12 protein-coding genes are annotated in these 14,837 nt (G+C 30.7%); 7 read left to right on the top strand and 5 right to left on the bottom strand.

Features of this window, described 5'->3' with window-relative positions:
* Positions 1-2: 2 nt before the first annotated feature.
* A complete protein-coding gene (locus OC535_RS12065; protein ID WP_498823928.1) occupies positions 3-473 on the bottom strand; it encodes a PTS sugar transporter subunit IIA in 471 nt (156 codons plus the stop codon).
* Between the two features lie 290 nt (positions 474-763).
* Here OC535_RS12065 and OC535_RS12060 point away from each other — a divergent pair, with 290 nt between their 5' ends.
* From OC535_RS12060 to OC535_RS12050, 3 genes are all read left to right on the top strand, one after another.
* A complete protein-coding gene (locus tag OC535_RS12060) occupies positions 764-1,924 on the top strand; it encodes an aminotransferase class I/II-fold pyridoxal phosphate-dependent enzyme (RefSeq protein ID WP_227051981.1) in 1,161 nt (386 codons plus the stop codon).
* Positions 1,925-2,191: 267 nt separating this feature from the next.
* On the top strand, positions 2,192-3,079 hold the full coding sequence (locus OC535_RS12055) for an MATE family efflux transporter (protein WP_498823927.1): 888 nt from the start codon (positions 2,192-2,194) through the stop codon (positions 3,077-3,079).
* Positions 3,076-4,236, top strand: a complete 1,161-nt coding sequence (locus tag OC535_RS12050) for a cytidylate kinase family protein (protein WP_498823926.1) — start codon at positions 3,076-3,078, stop codon at positions 4,234-4,236. The genes OC535_RS12055 and OC535_RS12050 overlap by 4 nt, the downstream gene beginning before the upstream one ends.
* 356 nt (positions 4,237-4,592) lie before the next feature.
* On the opposite strand, the gene pyk is transcribed toward OC535_RS12050, so the two are convergent.
* From pyk to OC535_RS12030, 4 genes are all read right to left on the bottom strand, one after another.
* On the bottom strand, positions 4,593-6,005 hold the full coding sequence (gene pyk / locus OC535_RS12045; RefSeq protein ID WP_498823955.1) for a pyruvate kinase: 1,413 nt from the start codon (positions 6,003-6,005) through the stop codon (positions 4,593-4,595).
* 134 nt (positions 6,006-6,139) lie between these two features.
* A complete protein-coding gene (locus tag OC535_RS12040) occupies positions 6,140-7,417 on the bottom strand; it encodes a galactokinase family protein (protein ID WP_024721498.1) in 1,278 nt (425 codons plus the stop codon).
* Positions 7,417-8,427: an aldose epimerase family protein gene (locus OC535_RS12035; RefSeq protein WP_227051988.1), complete on the bottom strand. Its 1,011-nt coding sequence runs from the start codon at positions 8,425-8,427 to the stop codon at positions 7,417-7,419. The genes OC535_RS12040 and OC535_RS12035 overlap by 1 nt, the downstream gene beginning before the upstream one ends.
* A 1-nt stretch (position 8,428) precedes the next feature.
* Positions 8,429-9,925 carry a UDP-glucose--hexose-1-phosphate uridylyltransferase gene (locus tag OC535_RS12030; protein ID WP_498823925.1) on the bottom strand — a complete coding sequence of 499 codons (1,497 nt, stop codon included), beginning with the start codon at positions 9,923-9,925 and terminating at the stop codon, positions 8,429-8,431.
* A 290-nt stretch (positions 9,926-10,215) separates the two neighbouring features.
* Here OC535_RS12030 and OC535_RS12025 point away from each other — a divergent pair, with 290 nt between their 5' ends.
* From OC535_RS12025 to OC535_RS12010, 4 genes are all read left to right on the top strand, one after another.
* Positions 10,216-11,214 carry a LacI family DNA-binding transcriptional regulator gene (locus tag OC535_RS12025; protein ID WP_498823924.1) on the top strand — a complete coding sequence of 333 codons (999 nt, stop codon included), beginning with the start codon at positions 10,216-10,218 and terminating at the stop codon, positions 11,212-11,214.
* A 386-nt stretch (positions 11,215-11,600) separates the two neighbouring features.
* Entirely contained in the window at positions 11,601-11,933 is a 333-nt protein-coding gene (locus OC535_RS12020) for a helix-turn-helix domain-containing protein (protein WP_227051991.1), read from the top strand.
* A 194-nt stretch (positions 11,934-12,127) separates the two neighbouring features.
* Positions 12,128-12,691 carry an alkyl hydroperoxide reductase subunit C gene (ahpC, locus tag OC535_RS12015; protein WP_024722769.1) on the top strand — a complete coding sequence of 188 codons (564 nt, stop codon included), beginning with the start codon at positions 12,128-12,130 and terminating at the stop codon, positions 12,689-12,691.
* On the top strand, positions 12,691-14,271 hold the full coding sequence (locus OC535_RS12010) for an FAD-dependent oxidoreductase (protein ID WP_024722768.1): 1,581 nt from the start codon (positions 12,691-12,693) through the stop codon (positions 14,269-14,271). Before ahpC ends, OC535_RS12010 begins: the two co-directional genes overlap by 1 nt.
* The last annotated feature ends 566 nt before the right edge of the window (positions 14,272-14,837 follow it).

Below are 14,837 nucleotides of genomic sequence, written 5' to 3'. Positions count from 1 at the left end.
TATTATTTCCTTTCTATCGTTATAAAAGGGCTCTTAGCAGCAACCATTCCATATTGATCGACGGTTATGATGTCCCTTCTATTTAAACTAGTAAAAACAAAGGGTGTAGCATCAACACAGTGATATTTCTTTAAAATCATTGTGTCAAATTCAATTAACTTATCACCCTGCTTAACATTTTTACCTGCTTCAACAAATACTTTAAAACCTCTACCTTTTAAAGTATTCGTATCTAATCCAACATGAATCAAACATTCGATTCCACTACCTTTTAAAGCAATGGCATGCTTTGCTTCAAAAATAAACTCAACTTTACAATCATATGGTGCATAAACAATATTTCCAGTTGGAAATATGACGACACCTTCACCGGTCATTCCTTTAGAAAAGACCTCGTCAGGACAATATTCTAAAGGACTTACTTTTCCTTCGATCGGACAACATATTTTAAATTCTTTTTTAAAAATCCCCATATATAACCTCCGTTTAATTAAAATTCTGTAAGCGCTTTTACATTTTAAATTCTAACATCTAGATATATTATCTAATAGTATTGAATGTAGTTAAAATATGTCTTAATGTTATATTTTTATTAAAAGTACCCTTGATTATCTTCATTTATTTAAAGAAATATAAATCATCGCAAAAAACGAAGTTAACATTATGACATATTTATTGAACATTTTATCTAGTTTTAAAAAATAATATTTATCTTTAACTCTATAAACGTTTGTATTAGAATAAACAAGAGGTGAATTATCAGATGAATTTTTCAAAAAGAATGGATTTATTTCCTGAAAGTATTTTTACGGTTCTAGCAAAAAAAGCCGCCCAAAGAAAACAAAGAGGATTAGAAGTTATCGATTTTAGTACCGGTACACCTAATATCCCGCCTAATAAAAATATTCGTGAAGTGTTGTCTAAAGCGGCCTTAGATCCTAAAAATTATGTCTATGCAATTAATGATCTGCCAGAATTGATAGAAGCAGTGATCAACTGGTATCAAAGAAGATATGATGTTAGTTTAAATAATGATGAAGTCTGTTCTTTGTTAGGTTCTCAAGAGGGGTTATCACATCTAGCAATGACTTTGATCAATGAAGGGGATACTGTATTAGTTCCTAATCCCAGTTATCCTGTTTTTAAAGATGGTCCTTTAATTGCGGGGGCACGAATTGTTGAGATGCCATTATTAAAGGAAAATAATTATTTGATTGATTTTAATGCAATTGATAAAAAAGATGCTGCCTTGGCAAAATTTATGGTCGTTTCTTATCCAAATAATCCTACTTGTGGAATTGCTAATGATGCGTTTTATCTTGAATTAATTAAATTTGCAAAAGAAAATGATATCATCGTCCTTCATGATAATGCATATAGTGAGCTATTATTTGAAAAACCCGGAAAAAGCTTTTTGTCTTATCCTGGAGCAAAAGATATTGGAATAGAATTTAATTCGTTATCAAAAACATATGGCCTAGCTGGAGCGCGAGTAGGATTTGCTGTTGGTAATAAAGAAATCGTAAAACAAATCAAGACTTTAAAATCAAATATGGATTATGGTATGTTTATTCCTGTTCAGTTAGCTGCAATAGAAGCAATTAGTGGTGATCAAAGCTGTGTGGAACAAACGCGCAATGCTTATAAAATGCGTCGTGATGCTTTTTTAAGTAATGCAAAAAAGATTGGCTGGAAAATTGATAAGACAAAGGGAACGATGTTTATTTGGGCAAAAATTCCTGATAAATATTCTTCTTCAATAGATTTTGTCAATGATCTATTTGAACAAACAGGTGTCTTGTTTGTTCCTGGCAAGGCATTTGGTACATATGGTGAGGGTTATGTCAGAATTGCTTTGATTCAAGATATTGAAGTTATTGAAAAGACTTTTGCGATCATAGCTAAAACAGATATTTTTAAATAAAAAAGAGATTTTTGAAATCTCTTTTTAGTTACCTATATAATAGTTTTAATAATTATTTTATGGTATATATTGTCAATTTTTTTAAACAAAAGATGTTTGACTTTAAAATTATTTTTTTGGTATAATTATATTAGCAATTGGCACGATACAAGCTATAAATATGCTGTTACGAAACAGTCTATGCTTGTATCTTTTTTATTTTTGATGCAAGTTATAGACTTGCATCTTTTTATTGTTTGATAAATATAAAATGGAGGTAATTTTATTATGGAACAAACACAAACAAATGATTTTCTTGAAAAAGAAAGTCTTGGCAAACTAATGAAAAAATATGCAATTCCTTGTGTAATTTCTTTATTAGTTGCCGCTCTTTACAATATTGTTGACCAGATTTTCATTGCTAATGCGAGCTATCTTGGTTCTTATGGAAATGCTGCTAATACGGTAGTATTCCCGCTTACAGTAGTCGCTCTTTCGATTGCAATGATGATCGGTGATGGCTGCTGTACTTTTGTTAGTATTAGTCTTGGAGCTAAAGAAAATCAAAATGCTCATCGAGGTATTGGCAGTTCTATTATTACAGTTATTGTTGCAGGTATTATTTTGATGATAATTTATCTGCTTTTCCAAACACCAATTCTAACTGCGTTTGGAGCATTAGTTAATGATGAGACATACCGGCTTTCTAAAGAATATTTTTTCTGGATCACTCTTGGTATCCCGTTCTATATGTTTGGCCAGGCAATGAATCCAATCATTCGTTCAAGCGGTAGTCCAAGTTTTGCTATGGGAACACTTTTAATTGGAGCAATACTAAATATCATCTTTGATCCAATTTGCATTTATGTCTTAAATTGGGGGATGATGGGAGCTGCAGTGGCTACAATTTTGGGACAAATTGTATCAGCTATCGTCTCAGCTATTTATCTAGCTCGCATGCAGTCTATTAAAATGACTCCTGATAGTTTTAAATTTCGAGCTTCACTTATGAAAAAAATTCTGCCTCTTGGTATTACAAGCTTTTTATCACAAATTTCTATCGTTCTTTCTATGGCTGCGGTATTAAATATGGTAGCAAAATACGGCGCTCTAGATCCAATTTTTAAACAAGCACAATATGCCCAGATTCCCACAGCAGTTGTTGAATTGTTATGAAATTCTTCCAGATCGTAATTTCAATTGCAGTTGGCTTAGCAGCTGGATGTATTCCAATTGCGGGATATAATGTTGGGGCTAAACGAAATGATCGTGTTAAAAGTCTAATGAAATTATTACTTATCACAGAATTTATTGTTGGCTTGATAGCTTCTGCCCTTTTTGTATTATTCCCACACCAGTTTATTAATATTTTCGGGGCTAAAAATGAAAGTATTTATTATACTGATTTTGCTGTAAAAACAATTCGTATCTTTCTTTGTCTATTACCACTTTCATGCTTAAATAAAGGAACTTTTATCTTTTTGCAATCGCTTGGTAAAGCAAAACAATCAACTATCCTTTCAATGACTCGTGAAATCGTTTTTGGTGTTGGTCTACCACTAATATTACCGCTTTTTATGCAATTAGATGGTGTGTTATTCTTTATGCCTATTGCAGATGTTTTAACTGCTATTGCATCAATAGTAGTAATCATTAATACTAATAAGACTTTAGACCAGTTAATAGATATGTCAGAAACAAAAAATGCACATATTGAAAGTACAACTAATGAAACACCATTAACAGATTACATCATTACGATCGGTCGCTTTTATGGAGCTGGTGGAAGAAGTATTGGTAAAAAAGTTGCCAAACAGTTAAATATTCCTTATTACGATTCAAAACTACTTGAAAAAACTGCTCAAAATAGTGGCTTAAGCCATAAATTTTTACAAAGTATCGATGAAAAACCGATTGATAGCAGCATGTTATATTGTTCTGTTGGTTTTATGAGTAATGGTTATGAGTTAATTGCCAGTCAAGCTTTAAAAGCTCAAAGAGAAATAATTGAAACAGTAGCTACAAATGGTCCTTGTATCATTGTGGGGCGTTCTGCTGATCAAGTTCTTGCAGGAAAGCATAAAATATTTAGAGTATTTATTACTTCTAGTAAAGAAAATCGTATTAAACGTATTATGAAAAGAGATTCATTGACCAAATCAGATGCAAAGAAAAAAATATCTAAAGTAGATAAAGAACGGTCATTATATTATAACCAGCGTTCAGAAAAACGCTGGGGTGATGCAGCTGGTTATGATCTTTGTATTGATACAGACTGGTTTGGTATTGACGGAGCTACATCTTTAATTGTTGAAGCAGTTAAAAAACAGTAAAACTATTAACAATTAAAAAATAGGTACTTATAAAGTACCTATTACCATGGTCTTGGTGGACGTGGTGGCCTTGGACCGGGTGGTGGCGGAAATCCCGGATGCCATGGACCAGGTTGCCATGGACCAGGTTGCCACGGTGGTCTTGGTGGTGGTGGCGGTAGAGTAAACAGCCACCAGAACCAAAATGGCGGATTAATTAAACCATAAGGCTCCTTTTCTATGAAAATTTCATTTTGAAACGGATCCATTATAACACCTCTCTTTACTATATCTTATTCCAATTAATAATATTGTTATAGGCAGTTTAAATAAAACACCAATAATAAAAGACATCTTCAAGGATGTCTTTTTGGTTATTATTTTATTCGTACTAATTCTAAATAGCTAGTATCTCCCATAAGTCCTGGTGTTCCTCCCGTAACAAGAATCAATTCACCTGATTCAACACCATTTTCTCGAGCAATGAGTTCAGCATAGTCCATCATAACTGAACGTGTCGACATAAATTTACAGATAACGGGTTTAACCCCCCAATTGATTGCTAATGCTCTCGTTGTTTCCACTATTGGTGTAGCTGCAATAATTCGGGCTTCGGGACGATATCGTGACATTTTTCGAGCTGTAAAGCCACTTTCAGTAAATGCAATAATTGCCGCTACTTGAAATTTTGAGGCAATTTCTGCAACAGACATACAAATTGCTTCAGATGTATCTTGAGGCGCTGTTAAAATAGCTTGACGATGTAAAGCATCATAATCTAAACTTTCTTCTGTCTTTAAAGCAATCCGGCTCATTGTCATAACTGCTTCTTGAGGATATAAACCTGATGCTGATTCTCCGGATAACATAATTGCATCAGTTCCATCAAAAATCGCATTAGCAACATCACTTACTTCAGCTCGAGTAGGACGTGGATTTTGCTGCATACTTTCCAACATTTGTGTTGCTGTAATAACTAATTTTCCTTTATCTTTACATTTGCTAATAATTTCTTTTTGAATCAATGGAACATCTTCAGCAGGCACTTCTACACCTAGATCACCACGAGCCACCATGATTCCATCAGCTACTTTCAAGATTTCATCAATATTTTCTACGCCCTCACTATTTTCAATTTTAGCAATTATTTGAATATCAGACCGCCCATTTTCAATTAATAACTTTTTTACATCAAATACATCCTGGGCTCTTCTTACAAAAGAAGCAGCAACATAATTAAATGGCTGTCCACATCCAAAAGTTAAATCATCAATATCTTTGGCTGATAAATAATCAAATCCTAATTTAATTCCTGGAACATTAATACCACGTTTATTTTTCACAATTCCATTATTTGCGCACACACAAACAATATCGGTTCCTTCAACATGATCAACTAATAATTCAACTTGGCCATCATTTACTAAAATAAATCCCCCAGGTTTAACATCTCGATACAATTCTTTATACGTAATTGTAAATCGCTCACTTGTACCTTCAATATCTTCTTGACAAATAGTAACAACTTGACCTTTTTTAAATTCCGCTTTTCCCCCTTCAAAATCCCCTGTTCTAATTTCCGGTCCTTTCGTATCTAGTAAAATTGCTACAGAAGTATTTAATTCTTTATTGATTTCATCAAGTAATTTAATTTTATTTAAATGTTCATCATGACTACCATGAGAAAAATTAAGTCTCATTACATTCATTCCAGCTTTAACTAACTTAGTTAACATCTCTTTATTATCAGATGCTGGTCCAATTGTACAAACAATTTTTGTTTTACTCATTTTTTCATTTTTTAACATATTATCATTACCATCCTTTTTTCTCTTCATACAAATATTATAGCTGATTGAAAGTTTACTTGCGAGACTTTTTAACAAAATCAGCCTGCTCAAAAGTAAAAGGAGCTATCATGCTCCTATAATACTTTCATTCCACCATATTTGCGTACTTTTAATACATGGCATGAATCTTTACCAAAAACTTTTTCAATTTTCTCTTTATAAACAGGTACAAATTCATCTTTAACAAACGCCTGAATCGTTCCCGCAAATCCACCGCCATGAACTCGACAAACACCATTATCACCGATAATTTTTTCTGACATCGCTAAACCAATAGAAACACTTTGATTTTGCACATCACAGTTTGCATAAACATTTTGTAAAAACTTATAAGAGCTGTCACCAGAAGCTTTGACCAATTTTTTAAATTCTTCAAAATCTCCTGTATTTAATGCTTCAACTTGTTTTGCAACCCTTTTATTTTCTGCAAATAGATGAATCGCCCTTAACACTGCGCGATCTTGACAAGCAGCTCTTGCTCCCGCAATATCATTAAAAAATGCTTCTTCATCAACTTCACGTAAAAATTCTTTACCAAAATAATTAGCCACTTTTTTCATTTCACTAGGGATTGCTGCATATTCATCTGTCAAATCAGCATGAGAACCTTTTGTATCTACGATACATAAACTATGTCCAAACTTAGAAAAATCAACATCAACTTTAACAACAACCGGTTTTTCAACATCTTTAAAATCAATATTGATCAAACTTCCAACCGAGCTGGCACATTGATCCATGAGACCGCATGGTTTATTAAAATAAACATTTTCAGCATACTGCCCTACTTGAGCAATCAATACTGGATCAATTTTCATATCATTATATAATCCAGAAATAATCGTTCCTATGATCGTTTCAAATGCCGCTGATGATGATAATCCAGCTCCCATTAAAACATCACTAGTAATAAATGCATTAAATCCCCCTACTTCATATCCTAATTCTTTTAAACGCGCACATACCCCTCTGATCAAGGCTTCTGATGTCCCTACTTCACTTTCCTTTTTTTCTAAATCATTTAAATCAATTGGTGCGATATCAAAATCATCTGATAGCACTTTAATCGTATTTTCTACCTTTCCCACTACAGCAATCGCATCAAGATTGACAGCTGCCGCCAAAACACATCCATGCTGGTGATCAGTATGATTTCCACCAACTTCACTGCGTCCAGGAGCACTATAAATTTCTATTTCTTTATCTCCATATAGATCAATATATTTTTCGATTGCTTTGATATAACGAGCTTGATGATAATCTAATAAACTTTCATCAACATAAATGTCATTTAATAAATCGTTATATTTATTATTTTTTAAATCTTCTTTTACAATTGTTGCTTTAATCATTATTCAATCACCTCAAATTTATATGATGTAGTTTCATCATATGTTTCACCTTTCTTTAAAATTGTTGTTGGTTCTTTTTCAATATTTATTGCATCTGGTAAATTCTGTGTTTCAATACATACTGCATAGCGCCGTGGATAACTAATACCATATTTACCAATTCGACCATCTAAATAATTAGCTGTATATATTTGTGCTCCAGGAAGAGTTGTATTTACAGTCAATTTTCGACCTGTTGCTGGATGATATAATTCAGCTTGATTTTTATCTTGATTAAAAATGAACGGATGATCAAATCCAGCTCCTAATCTGATCTGTTCATCATCACTATCGATAACATCACCAATTCTAGTCATTGTATTAAAATCAAATGGTGTTCCTTTTACTTTAGCAAATTCACCAGTTGGCAAGCCATCAGGATCGATACATGCATATTTATCACTATGAACTAATAATTGATGATCATAGATATCTTCTTTAGCACCAGATAAATTAAAATATGAGTGATTAGTAATATTGATAATCGTATCTTCATCACTAGTAGCTAGATATCTAATTATTAAAGTATTTTTATCCAAAGTATAAATTGCTTTAAAATTTAAATTACCAGGATATCCTTCTTCACCATCTTTAGATAAATAACTGAATTCAATACTATCTCCTTCAAATTTATAGTCAAAAACTTGATAAGAAAAACCTTTGATTCCTCCATGTAAAGAATTTGGACCATTATTAATTGGTAATGTATATGTTTTATCATTTAAAGTAAACTTACCTTTACCAATACGATTAGCAGTTCTTCCTACTAAAGCCCCTAAATACGCATCTTTAGTCTGATAATCACTAAAATCATCATACCCTAAGACAACATCATCAATATTGCCATTTTTATCCTTCATTAATACTTTTATAATCGTACAGCCATAATTAGAAACGACCACTGTTAATTCATCATTTTTCATTTCTATCAAATCAATTTGCTCGTCAATTTTTTTTATTACTTGAATCATCTTATTCTCCTTCCAATACTAAATTAACAAAATTAGTTAAACCATCAATTCCTTGATCATCCATTTTAAATACCCCCGCATCCTCTAAAACCGTGACAAACTTGCTTGTTACTGCCTCTTTTAAGATTTCTTCAACATTTTCTTCACTAAAATCATAGTTATTAATTAAATCTTGGTACCAGTCGTAGTGCTTTTCTAATTCTGGATAATCATTAATATTCGCTTTGTTGAGTAAACAATCACCTAATAATTTTAATTCATCTTTTAATCGTGCTGGTAAAATAGCTAACCCCATTACTTCTATCAAACCAATATTTTCTTTTTTAATATGATGAGATTCTTGATGCGGATGAAAAATACCATCAGGATATTTTTCACTAGTACGATTATTTCTTAATACTAAATCAATTTGGTATTTATCACCTTTCATCCTTGCAATTGGAGTGATCGTATTATGTGGGATATCATCACTATAAGCAATAATATCTAAGATCGGTTCACTATATTCACGCCAGTAATTTAAAATATCATTTGATAATTGAATCAATTCTTCTTTGTTTTCTGAAGTTAGTCTAATTGTTGATAAAGGCCATTTTACGATTTCAATGAGCGTATGGGGAAATTTATCACACTTTAATGTTTTCAATACCTCAGCACTTTGAATCGGGAATTCGTATTTCCCCCCTTGATAATGATCATGAGATAAAATAGATCCTCCGACAATTGGTAAATCCGCATTTGAACCGATCATATAATGAGGGAAAATATCTAAAAATGAAAATAAATTCTTAAAAGTATTTTCATTGATTACCATCGGTTTATGTTCTTCATTAAAAACTATACAGTGTTCATCATAATATACGTATGGTGAATATTGTAAATAATAATTCCCAGTTTCTAATTTTAAGGGAATGATTCGATGCGTTTGTCTAGCCGCACGATTTAAATCTCCTTTAAATCCAACATTCTCTTTACATAGTAAACACTTAGGATAACCACTTGATTTAACTAATTTAGCTTTTGCGATTTCTTTAGGGTCTTTTTCCGGCTTAGATAAATTAATTGAGATTTCAATATTTCCATATTTAATATATTTTTTCCAGCGAATATTTTTATCTGTTCTACTTTTTCTGATATAGTTTGAGGCAATTGATAGTCGATAATAATAATCAGTAGCTAATTGCGGATTGATTTTATATTTTTGTTTAAATGTTTCAATGACTGTATGAGGTCGTGGCATGATACAGTTCATTATTTTAGTATCAAATAAATCTCGACTTGTAACATCATTTTCAATTAATCCTTTTACTACTGCTTTATCCAATAATTTTTCTAAAATTGGCGTAGCTAATGGAAAATGTTCGTTGATTCCTTCATACTCAAAATTATCTTCCTTTAATAAATCCAACAATAAATTTACTGAATAATCACATTCATCTTCTGTTATCATTCCTTTATCCAAAGCAAACTGGATCAATTGATTTATTTCATGATTCATATATTTTCTCCTCTCTTATAGACAGTTTTATTTTATCGTTTATATAGTAAATTGTCAATTATTTTCACTAAAATATAAGTAAATTTTTACCTATTAGTTGACTAAATTTTACTTAGTAATTATAATATAACTATAATAAATAATCATTATAGCTATTGCTGCAACGATGATAAAATTTACATACTAGATATCCTAAATTGCCATATATTATAAAAATAATTTCTCTACTGGAACTTTTATATTAACAAAAAATAGGGTATAATATTACAAAATAGATAAGGAGGAAAAGCATGGCTACAATTAAAGATATTGCCAATCTTGCAAATGTTTCTAGTGCTACTGTTTCACGAATTCTTAACAACGATAAAACATTATCAGTTCCTGAGGAAACAAGACGCGCTGTTTTTAATGCGGCCAAAGAATTAAATTATACAAAAAAAAGAAAAGCTACTAAAAATGATTTTACCTTGGGAATTGTTCAATGGTATTCATTGCAACAAGAAATTGATGATCCATATTATTTACAAATCAGACAAGGAATTGAAAATTTTTGTTTACAAAATCAAATTAGTGTAATCCGTACTTTTAGATCTGATCAAAATTATCTTGAAGCTCTAAAAAATGTTAACGGTTTAATTTGTATTGGTAAGTTTAATGATCGTGAAATCGTTCAATTTAAAAAAATTTCAAACAAAATTATTTTTTTGGATATGATAAGTCCAAATCATGAAGACAGTACAATTACTTTAGATTTTAATAAAGCGGTAACCGATGCTTTAAAATATTTAAAAGCTTTAAATCATAAGAAAATAGGTTTTTTGGGTGGAAAAGAATATGTAGATGATAGTGTTTTATACCATGATAATCGTAAAGAAGTATTCATTGATTTTTGTAATCAAAATAACATCATTTACGAACCATATCTATTGGAAGGAGAATTTTCTAATGAGTCTGGTTATACGATGATGATCGATATGATTAATCAAGGTGATTTACCGACTGCAATATTTTGTGCCAGTGATCCCATTGCAATTGGTGCCTTAAGAGCTTTACAAGAACGCAACATTAGAGTTCCTGAAGATATTTCATTAATTGGTTTTGATGATATTAAAGCTGCCAGCTTTACAACACCACCTTTAACTACAGTCTTTGCACCAGCTGATTTAATGGGAGAATATGGCGCTAACATTGTATATAATCTTTTAAGTAAATATTCTTCACCTACACCAGTGCAAATAACTTTACCTTGTGTTTTAATTGAAAGAGAATCTTGTAAAGAAGTCGATTAAAAATCGATTTTTTTATTTGAAAAAACATACTAGGAGATTCTAGTATGTTCATGTCATTGATAAAGTTATAGATTGATCACAAATCTATCACTATCATTAGTCTACTTTTTACATTTACAGTTTTCTCAAATGATGTTCTTATTCGTTCGCAAACCTACTATCACATAAAACGCTTATCTTTCATGAAATAAATATTTAATTATTTAATCTACTAAATTAACATTTGCTACTATATATTTTTAAGGCAGTAAACAATTTTATTTGATATTGTAACATCTATTTTCATATGATACTCAATTATAAATTCCTTAACTAACTATTAATTTATAGTAACTTTATATTTAATAATTTTCTAGGTATTATGTATATAATTTGGAGATGATTAAATGGACTATACTAAACTTGGAAATAATATTAGAAAAGAAAGATTAAAACAAAATCTAACAATTGAAGAACTAGCTTACAAAGCTGACATTACACCTAATTATTTAGGTAAGATTGAAAGAGCACAAAGTAAGTTAAGTTTAGAAGTACTTATAAAAATTGCAAATGCCTTAGGTATAACTTCTGATGATATCTTATCTCATGAATTTCAAAAAGTATCTAAACATTCTATCGATAAAATAAACAAGAATCTTGCTATCTTAGCACAAAAAAATAGTGAAGATATTGAATTATTAAATGTTATCATTGATTTTATTATTAATAAAAATAGTTAAAATATGACTATTATTTAAAAGAATCATTACAGTGATTCTTTTTTTATTTTCTTGTGAGCATATTATTTGTTTTTATTTTTTTTCTATGTTAGTATGCAATTAGTTAGTTGTAACTAACTAAAAAATTTATTAAATAAAAGTAATAATAATTTAATAACAGGTTAAAAATATTTATGTAGAAAAGGAGAAATTATATGTCATTAATCGGAAAAGAAATTACAGAATTTGAAGCTCAAGCCTTTCATGAAGGTGAATTTAAAACAATTAAAAAAGAAGATTTATTAGGAAAATGGAATGTTCTATTTTTCTATCCTGCAGATTTTACTTTTGTTTGTCCTACTGAACTTGAGGATTTAGCAAACAAATATGAAGAATTTAAAAAAATTAATTGTGAAATTTATTCAGTATCATGTGATACACACTTTGTTCATAAAGCATGGCATGATACTTCAAAAACAATCAAAAAAATTAATTATCCAATGTTAGCTGATCCAACTGCTAAATTAGCTAAAGATCTAGATGTATATATCGAAGCTGATGGTTTAGCAGAACGTGGAAGTTTCATTATCAATCCTGAAGGTAAAATTGTTATGTATGAAGTGATTGCTGGTAATGTAGGTAGAAATGCAGAAGAGTTATTTAGACGCGTTCAAGCTTCTCAATTTGTTTATGAACATGGTGATGAAGTTTGTCCAGCTAAATGGAAACCTGGTGAAGCTACACTTAAACCATCATTAGATTTAGTAGGATTAATTTAATGAATAATTTTTATGATGCTATTATTGTTGGTGGCGGTCCTGCGGGACTGTCAGCAGCAATATATCTAGCTAGAGCAAAATTTTCAGTTTTAGTCATTGAAAAAGAAAAAATTGGTGGACAAATTACAATTACTTCAGAAGTAGTAAATTATCCTGGTGTATTTAAAACCAGTGGTCAAGAATTAACAGATAACATGAAAAAGCAGGCCCAAAGTTTTGGTGCTGAATTTATGATTGCAAATGTCAAACAAGTTAAATTGGAAAATGATATTAAAGAAATTATTTGTGATAAAGGAACTTTTAAAAGTGTTGGTGTCATTCTAGCGACGGGTAGCCATCCTCGTAAATTAGGTTTTACTGGTGAAAAAGAATACCAGGGCCGAGGTGTTGCATACTGCGCAACTTGTGATGGTGAATTTTTCAGCGGAAAAGACATTTTTGTAATCGGTGGTGGTTTTGCTGCCGCTGAAGAAGCTGTCTTTTTAACTAAGTATGGTCGCAAAGTAACAATCATCGTTCGTGAAGATGATTTTACTTGTGCTAAAGGAGTTGCCCAAAAAGCTAAGGATCATCCAAACATTGATATCCACTACAATACAGAAATTGTTGAAGCTAGTGGTGATGTTAGTTTAAAAAAAGCTATTTTTAAAAATAATAAGACTAATGAAACATGGACTTATGAAACTGATGATACTTTTGGAATCTTTGTTTTTGCCGGTTATGAACCAGCAACTGCTTTATTCAAAGATCAGGTTAAATTAAATGAAACAAATAATTTGGTTGTTGATCAAAATCAAAAAACTAATCTTGATGGAGTTTATGGAGCTGGTGATGTATGTGTCAAAGAATTGCGTCAAGTTGTTACTGCTGTAAGTGATGGAGCTACTAGTGCTACAGCTTTAGAAAAATATATTCCTAAAATTATTTCTAAACATGGTTTAAAAACTAAAAAGCAAACAGCTCATGTTGAAGAAACGTCTGTAGAAAATAGTGATGGTTTTATTTCCGAGGAAATAAAACAGCAGTTAACACAAATTTTTAGCAAATTAGAAAGAAATTTAGTAATAAAATGTTCTCTTGATAACTCTGCATTTAGTGATGAAATAAAATTATTTATAGAAGAATTCTCATCTTTAAGCGATCGCATATCTTACCAATTATTAGAGGGTGAACCAGCAATGGACTTTTATGATGAAGATGATAACTATCTAAATGTTTCTTTCCATGCAGTTCCTGGTGGTCATGAATTTAATTCATTCATTATTGCAATTTATAACACAGCTGGTCCTAAACAGCCTTTAGATAAAGAACTCATTGATACGATCAATAACATTAATAACAAAATTGATATTAAAGTACTTGTTTCCCTATCTTGTACAATGTGTCCTGATGTAGTTATGGCAACTCAAAGAATCGCCAGTCAAAACAAAAATATTACAGCTTCAATGTATGATTTAGCTCATTATCCAAAATTAAAAGAACAGTATAATGTTATGTCTGTTCCTTGTATGATTATAAATGATAAAGATGTTTATTTTGGTAAAAAAGATATCAATGAAATTATCGATATCATTAAATAGCCAGTCATAGGACTGGCCAATGGAGTCAACTTAAGAGGTTGGCTCTTTTTTATTATGTATCTTCTTTGATATCTTATTTTCTAGATTTTTAATTGCTGAAAATGGAAGCTATATGGAAATTTCTCATAATGTTTATCGTATGAATGATTTTGTTACTAATAATATGTTTGATGTTAAAAAAGTATAGGCTAAAACTGGTAGACTTTATGATGTTGTCAAAAGACTATATAGAGAAATCCAATTTTTATAAGTAACAGATTTCATTTATGAAATCTGATGATGAATGGACAGAAGTAGAAAGAGATCAAAAATGGCGAAAAGATTTAGATTTTCTCCTGAGACTATAGAATCAAGAAAGAGTGATCCACTATTAAAAATCAGGATTATCAAAAAATTGAGTATCCTGACAGTAAGGGAAAATAACATATGGAAATTTTACTAATCTTGATGATAAAGAATTCATCGCTTCAGAAGTCATCGCACTATATGTTATACGCTAGGACAATAAGGTGTCCTACAAAACTTTAAAAACAATCTGAAAAATAGAAAAACATATAAGTGAAAAT

Origin of the sequence: Clostridium sp. Marseille-Q5894, assembly GCF_946902305.1 — a bacterium.
In the GTDB taxonomy this organism is placed as follows: domain Bacteria; phylum Bacillota_I; class Bacilli_A; order Erysipelotrichales; family Coprobacillaceae; genus Thomasclavelia.
Note: the sequence above shows the minus strand (reverse complement) of the source record. Positions and strands in the feature narration are given on the sequence as shown.

Bases quoted from the DNA above. Each gene is read 5' to 3' on its own strand.
- OC535_RS12065 (WP_498823928.1), bottom strand. From the start codon at position 473: ATGGGGATTTTTAAAAAAGAATTTAAAATATGTTGTCCGATCGAAGGA.
- OC535_RS12060 (WP_227051981.1), top strand. From the start codon at position 764: ATGAATTTTTCAAAAAGAATGGATTTATTTCCTGAAAGTATTTTTACG.
- OC535_RS12055 (WP_498823927.1), top strand. From the start codon at position 2,192: ATGGAACAAACACAAACAAATGATTTTCTTGAAAAAGAAAGTCTTGGC.
- OC535_RS12050 (WP_498823926.1), top strand. From the start codon at position 3,076: ATGAAATTCTTCCAGATCGTAATTTCAATTGCAGTTGGCTTAGCAGCT.
- pyk (WP_498823955.1), bottom strand. From the start codon at position 6,005: ATGAGTAAAACAAAAATTGTTTGTACAATTGGACCAGCATCTGATAAT.
- OC535_RS12040 (WP_024721498.1), bottom strand. From the start codon at position 7,417: ATGATTAAAGCAACAATTGTAAAAGAAGATTTAAAAAATAATAAATAT.
- OC535_RS12035 (WP_227051988.1), bottom strand. From the start codon at position 8,427: ATGATTCAAGTAATAAAAAAAATTGACGAGCAAATTGATTTGATAGAA.
- OC535_RS12030 (WP_498823925.1), bottom strand. From the start codon at position 9,925: ATGAATCATGAAATAAATCAATTGATCCAGTTTGCTTTGGATAAAGGA.
- OC535_RS12025 (WP_498823924.1), top strand. From the start codon at position 10,216: ATGGCTACAATTAAAGATATTGCCAATCTTGCAAATGTTTCTAGTGCT.
- OC535_RS12020 (WP_227051991.1), top strand. From the start codon at position 11,601: ATGGACTATACTAAACTTGGAAATAATATTAGAAAAGAAAGATTAAAA.
- ahpC (WP_024722769.1), top strand. From the start codon at position 12,128: ATGTCATTAATCGGAAAAGAAATTACAGAATTTGAAGCTCAAGCCTTT.
- OC535_RS12010 (WP_024722768.1), top strand. From the start codon at position 12,691: ATGAATAATTTTTATGATGCTATTATTGTTGGTGGCGGTCCTGCGGGA.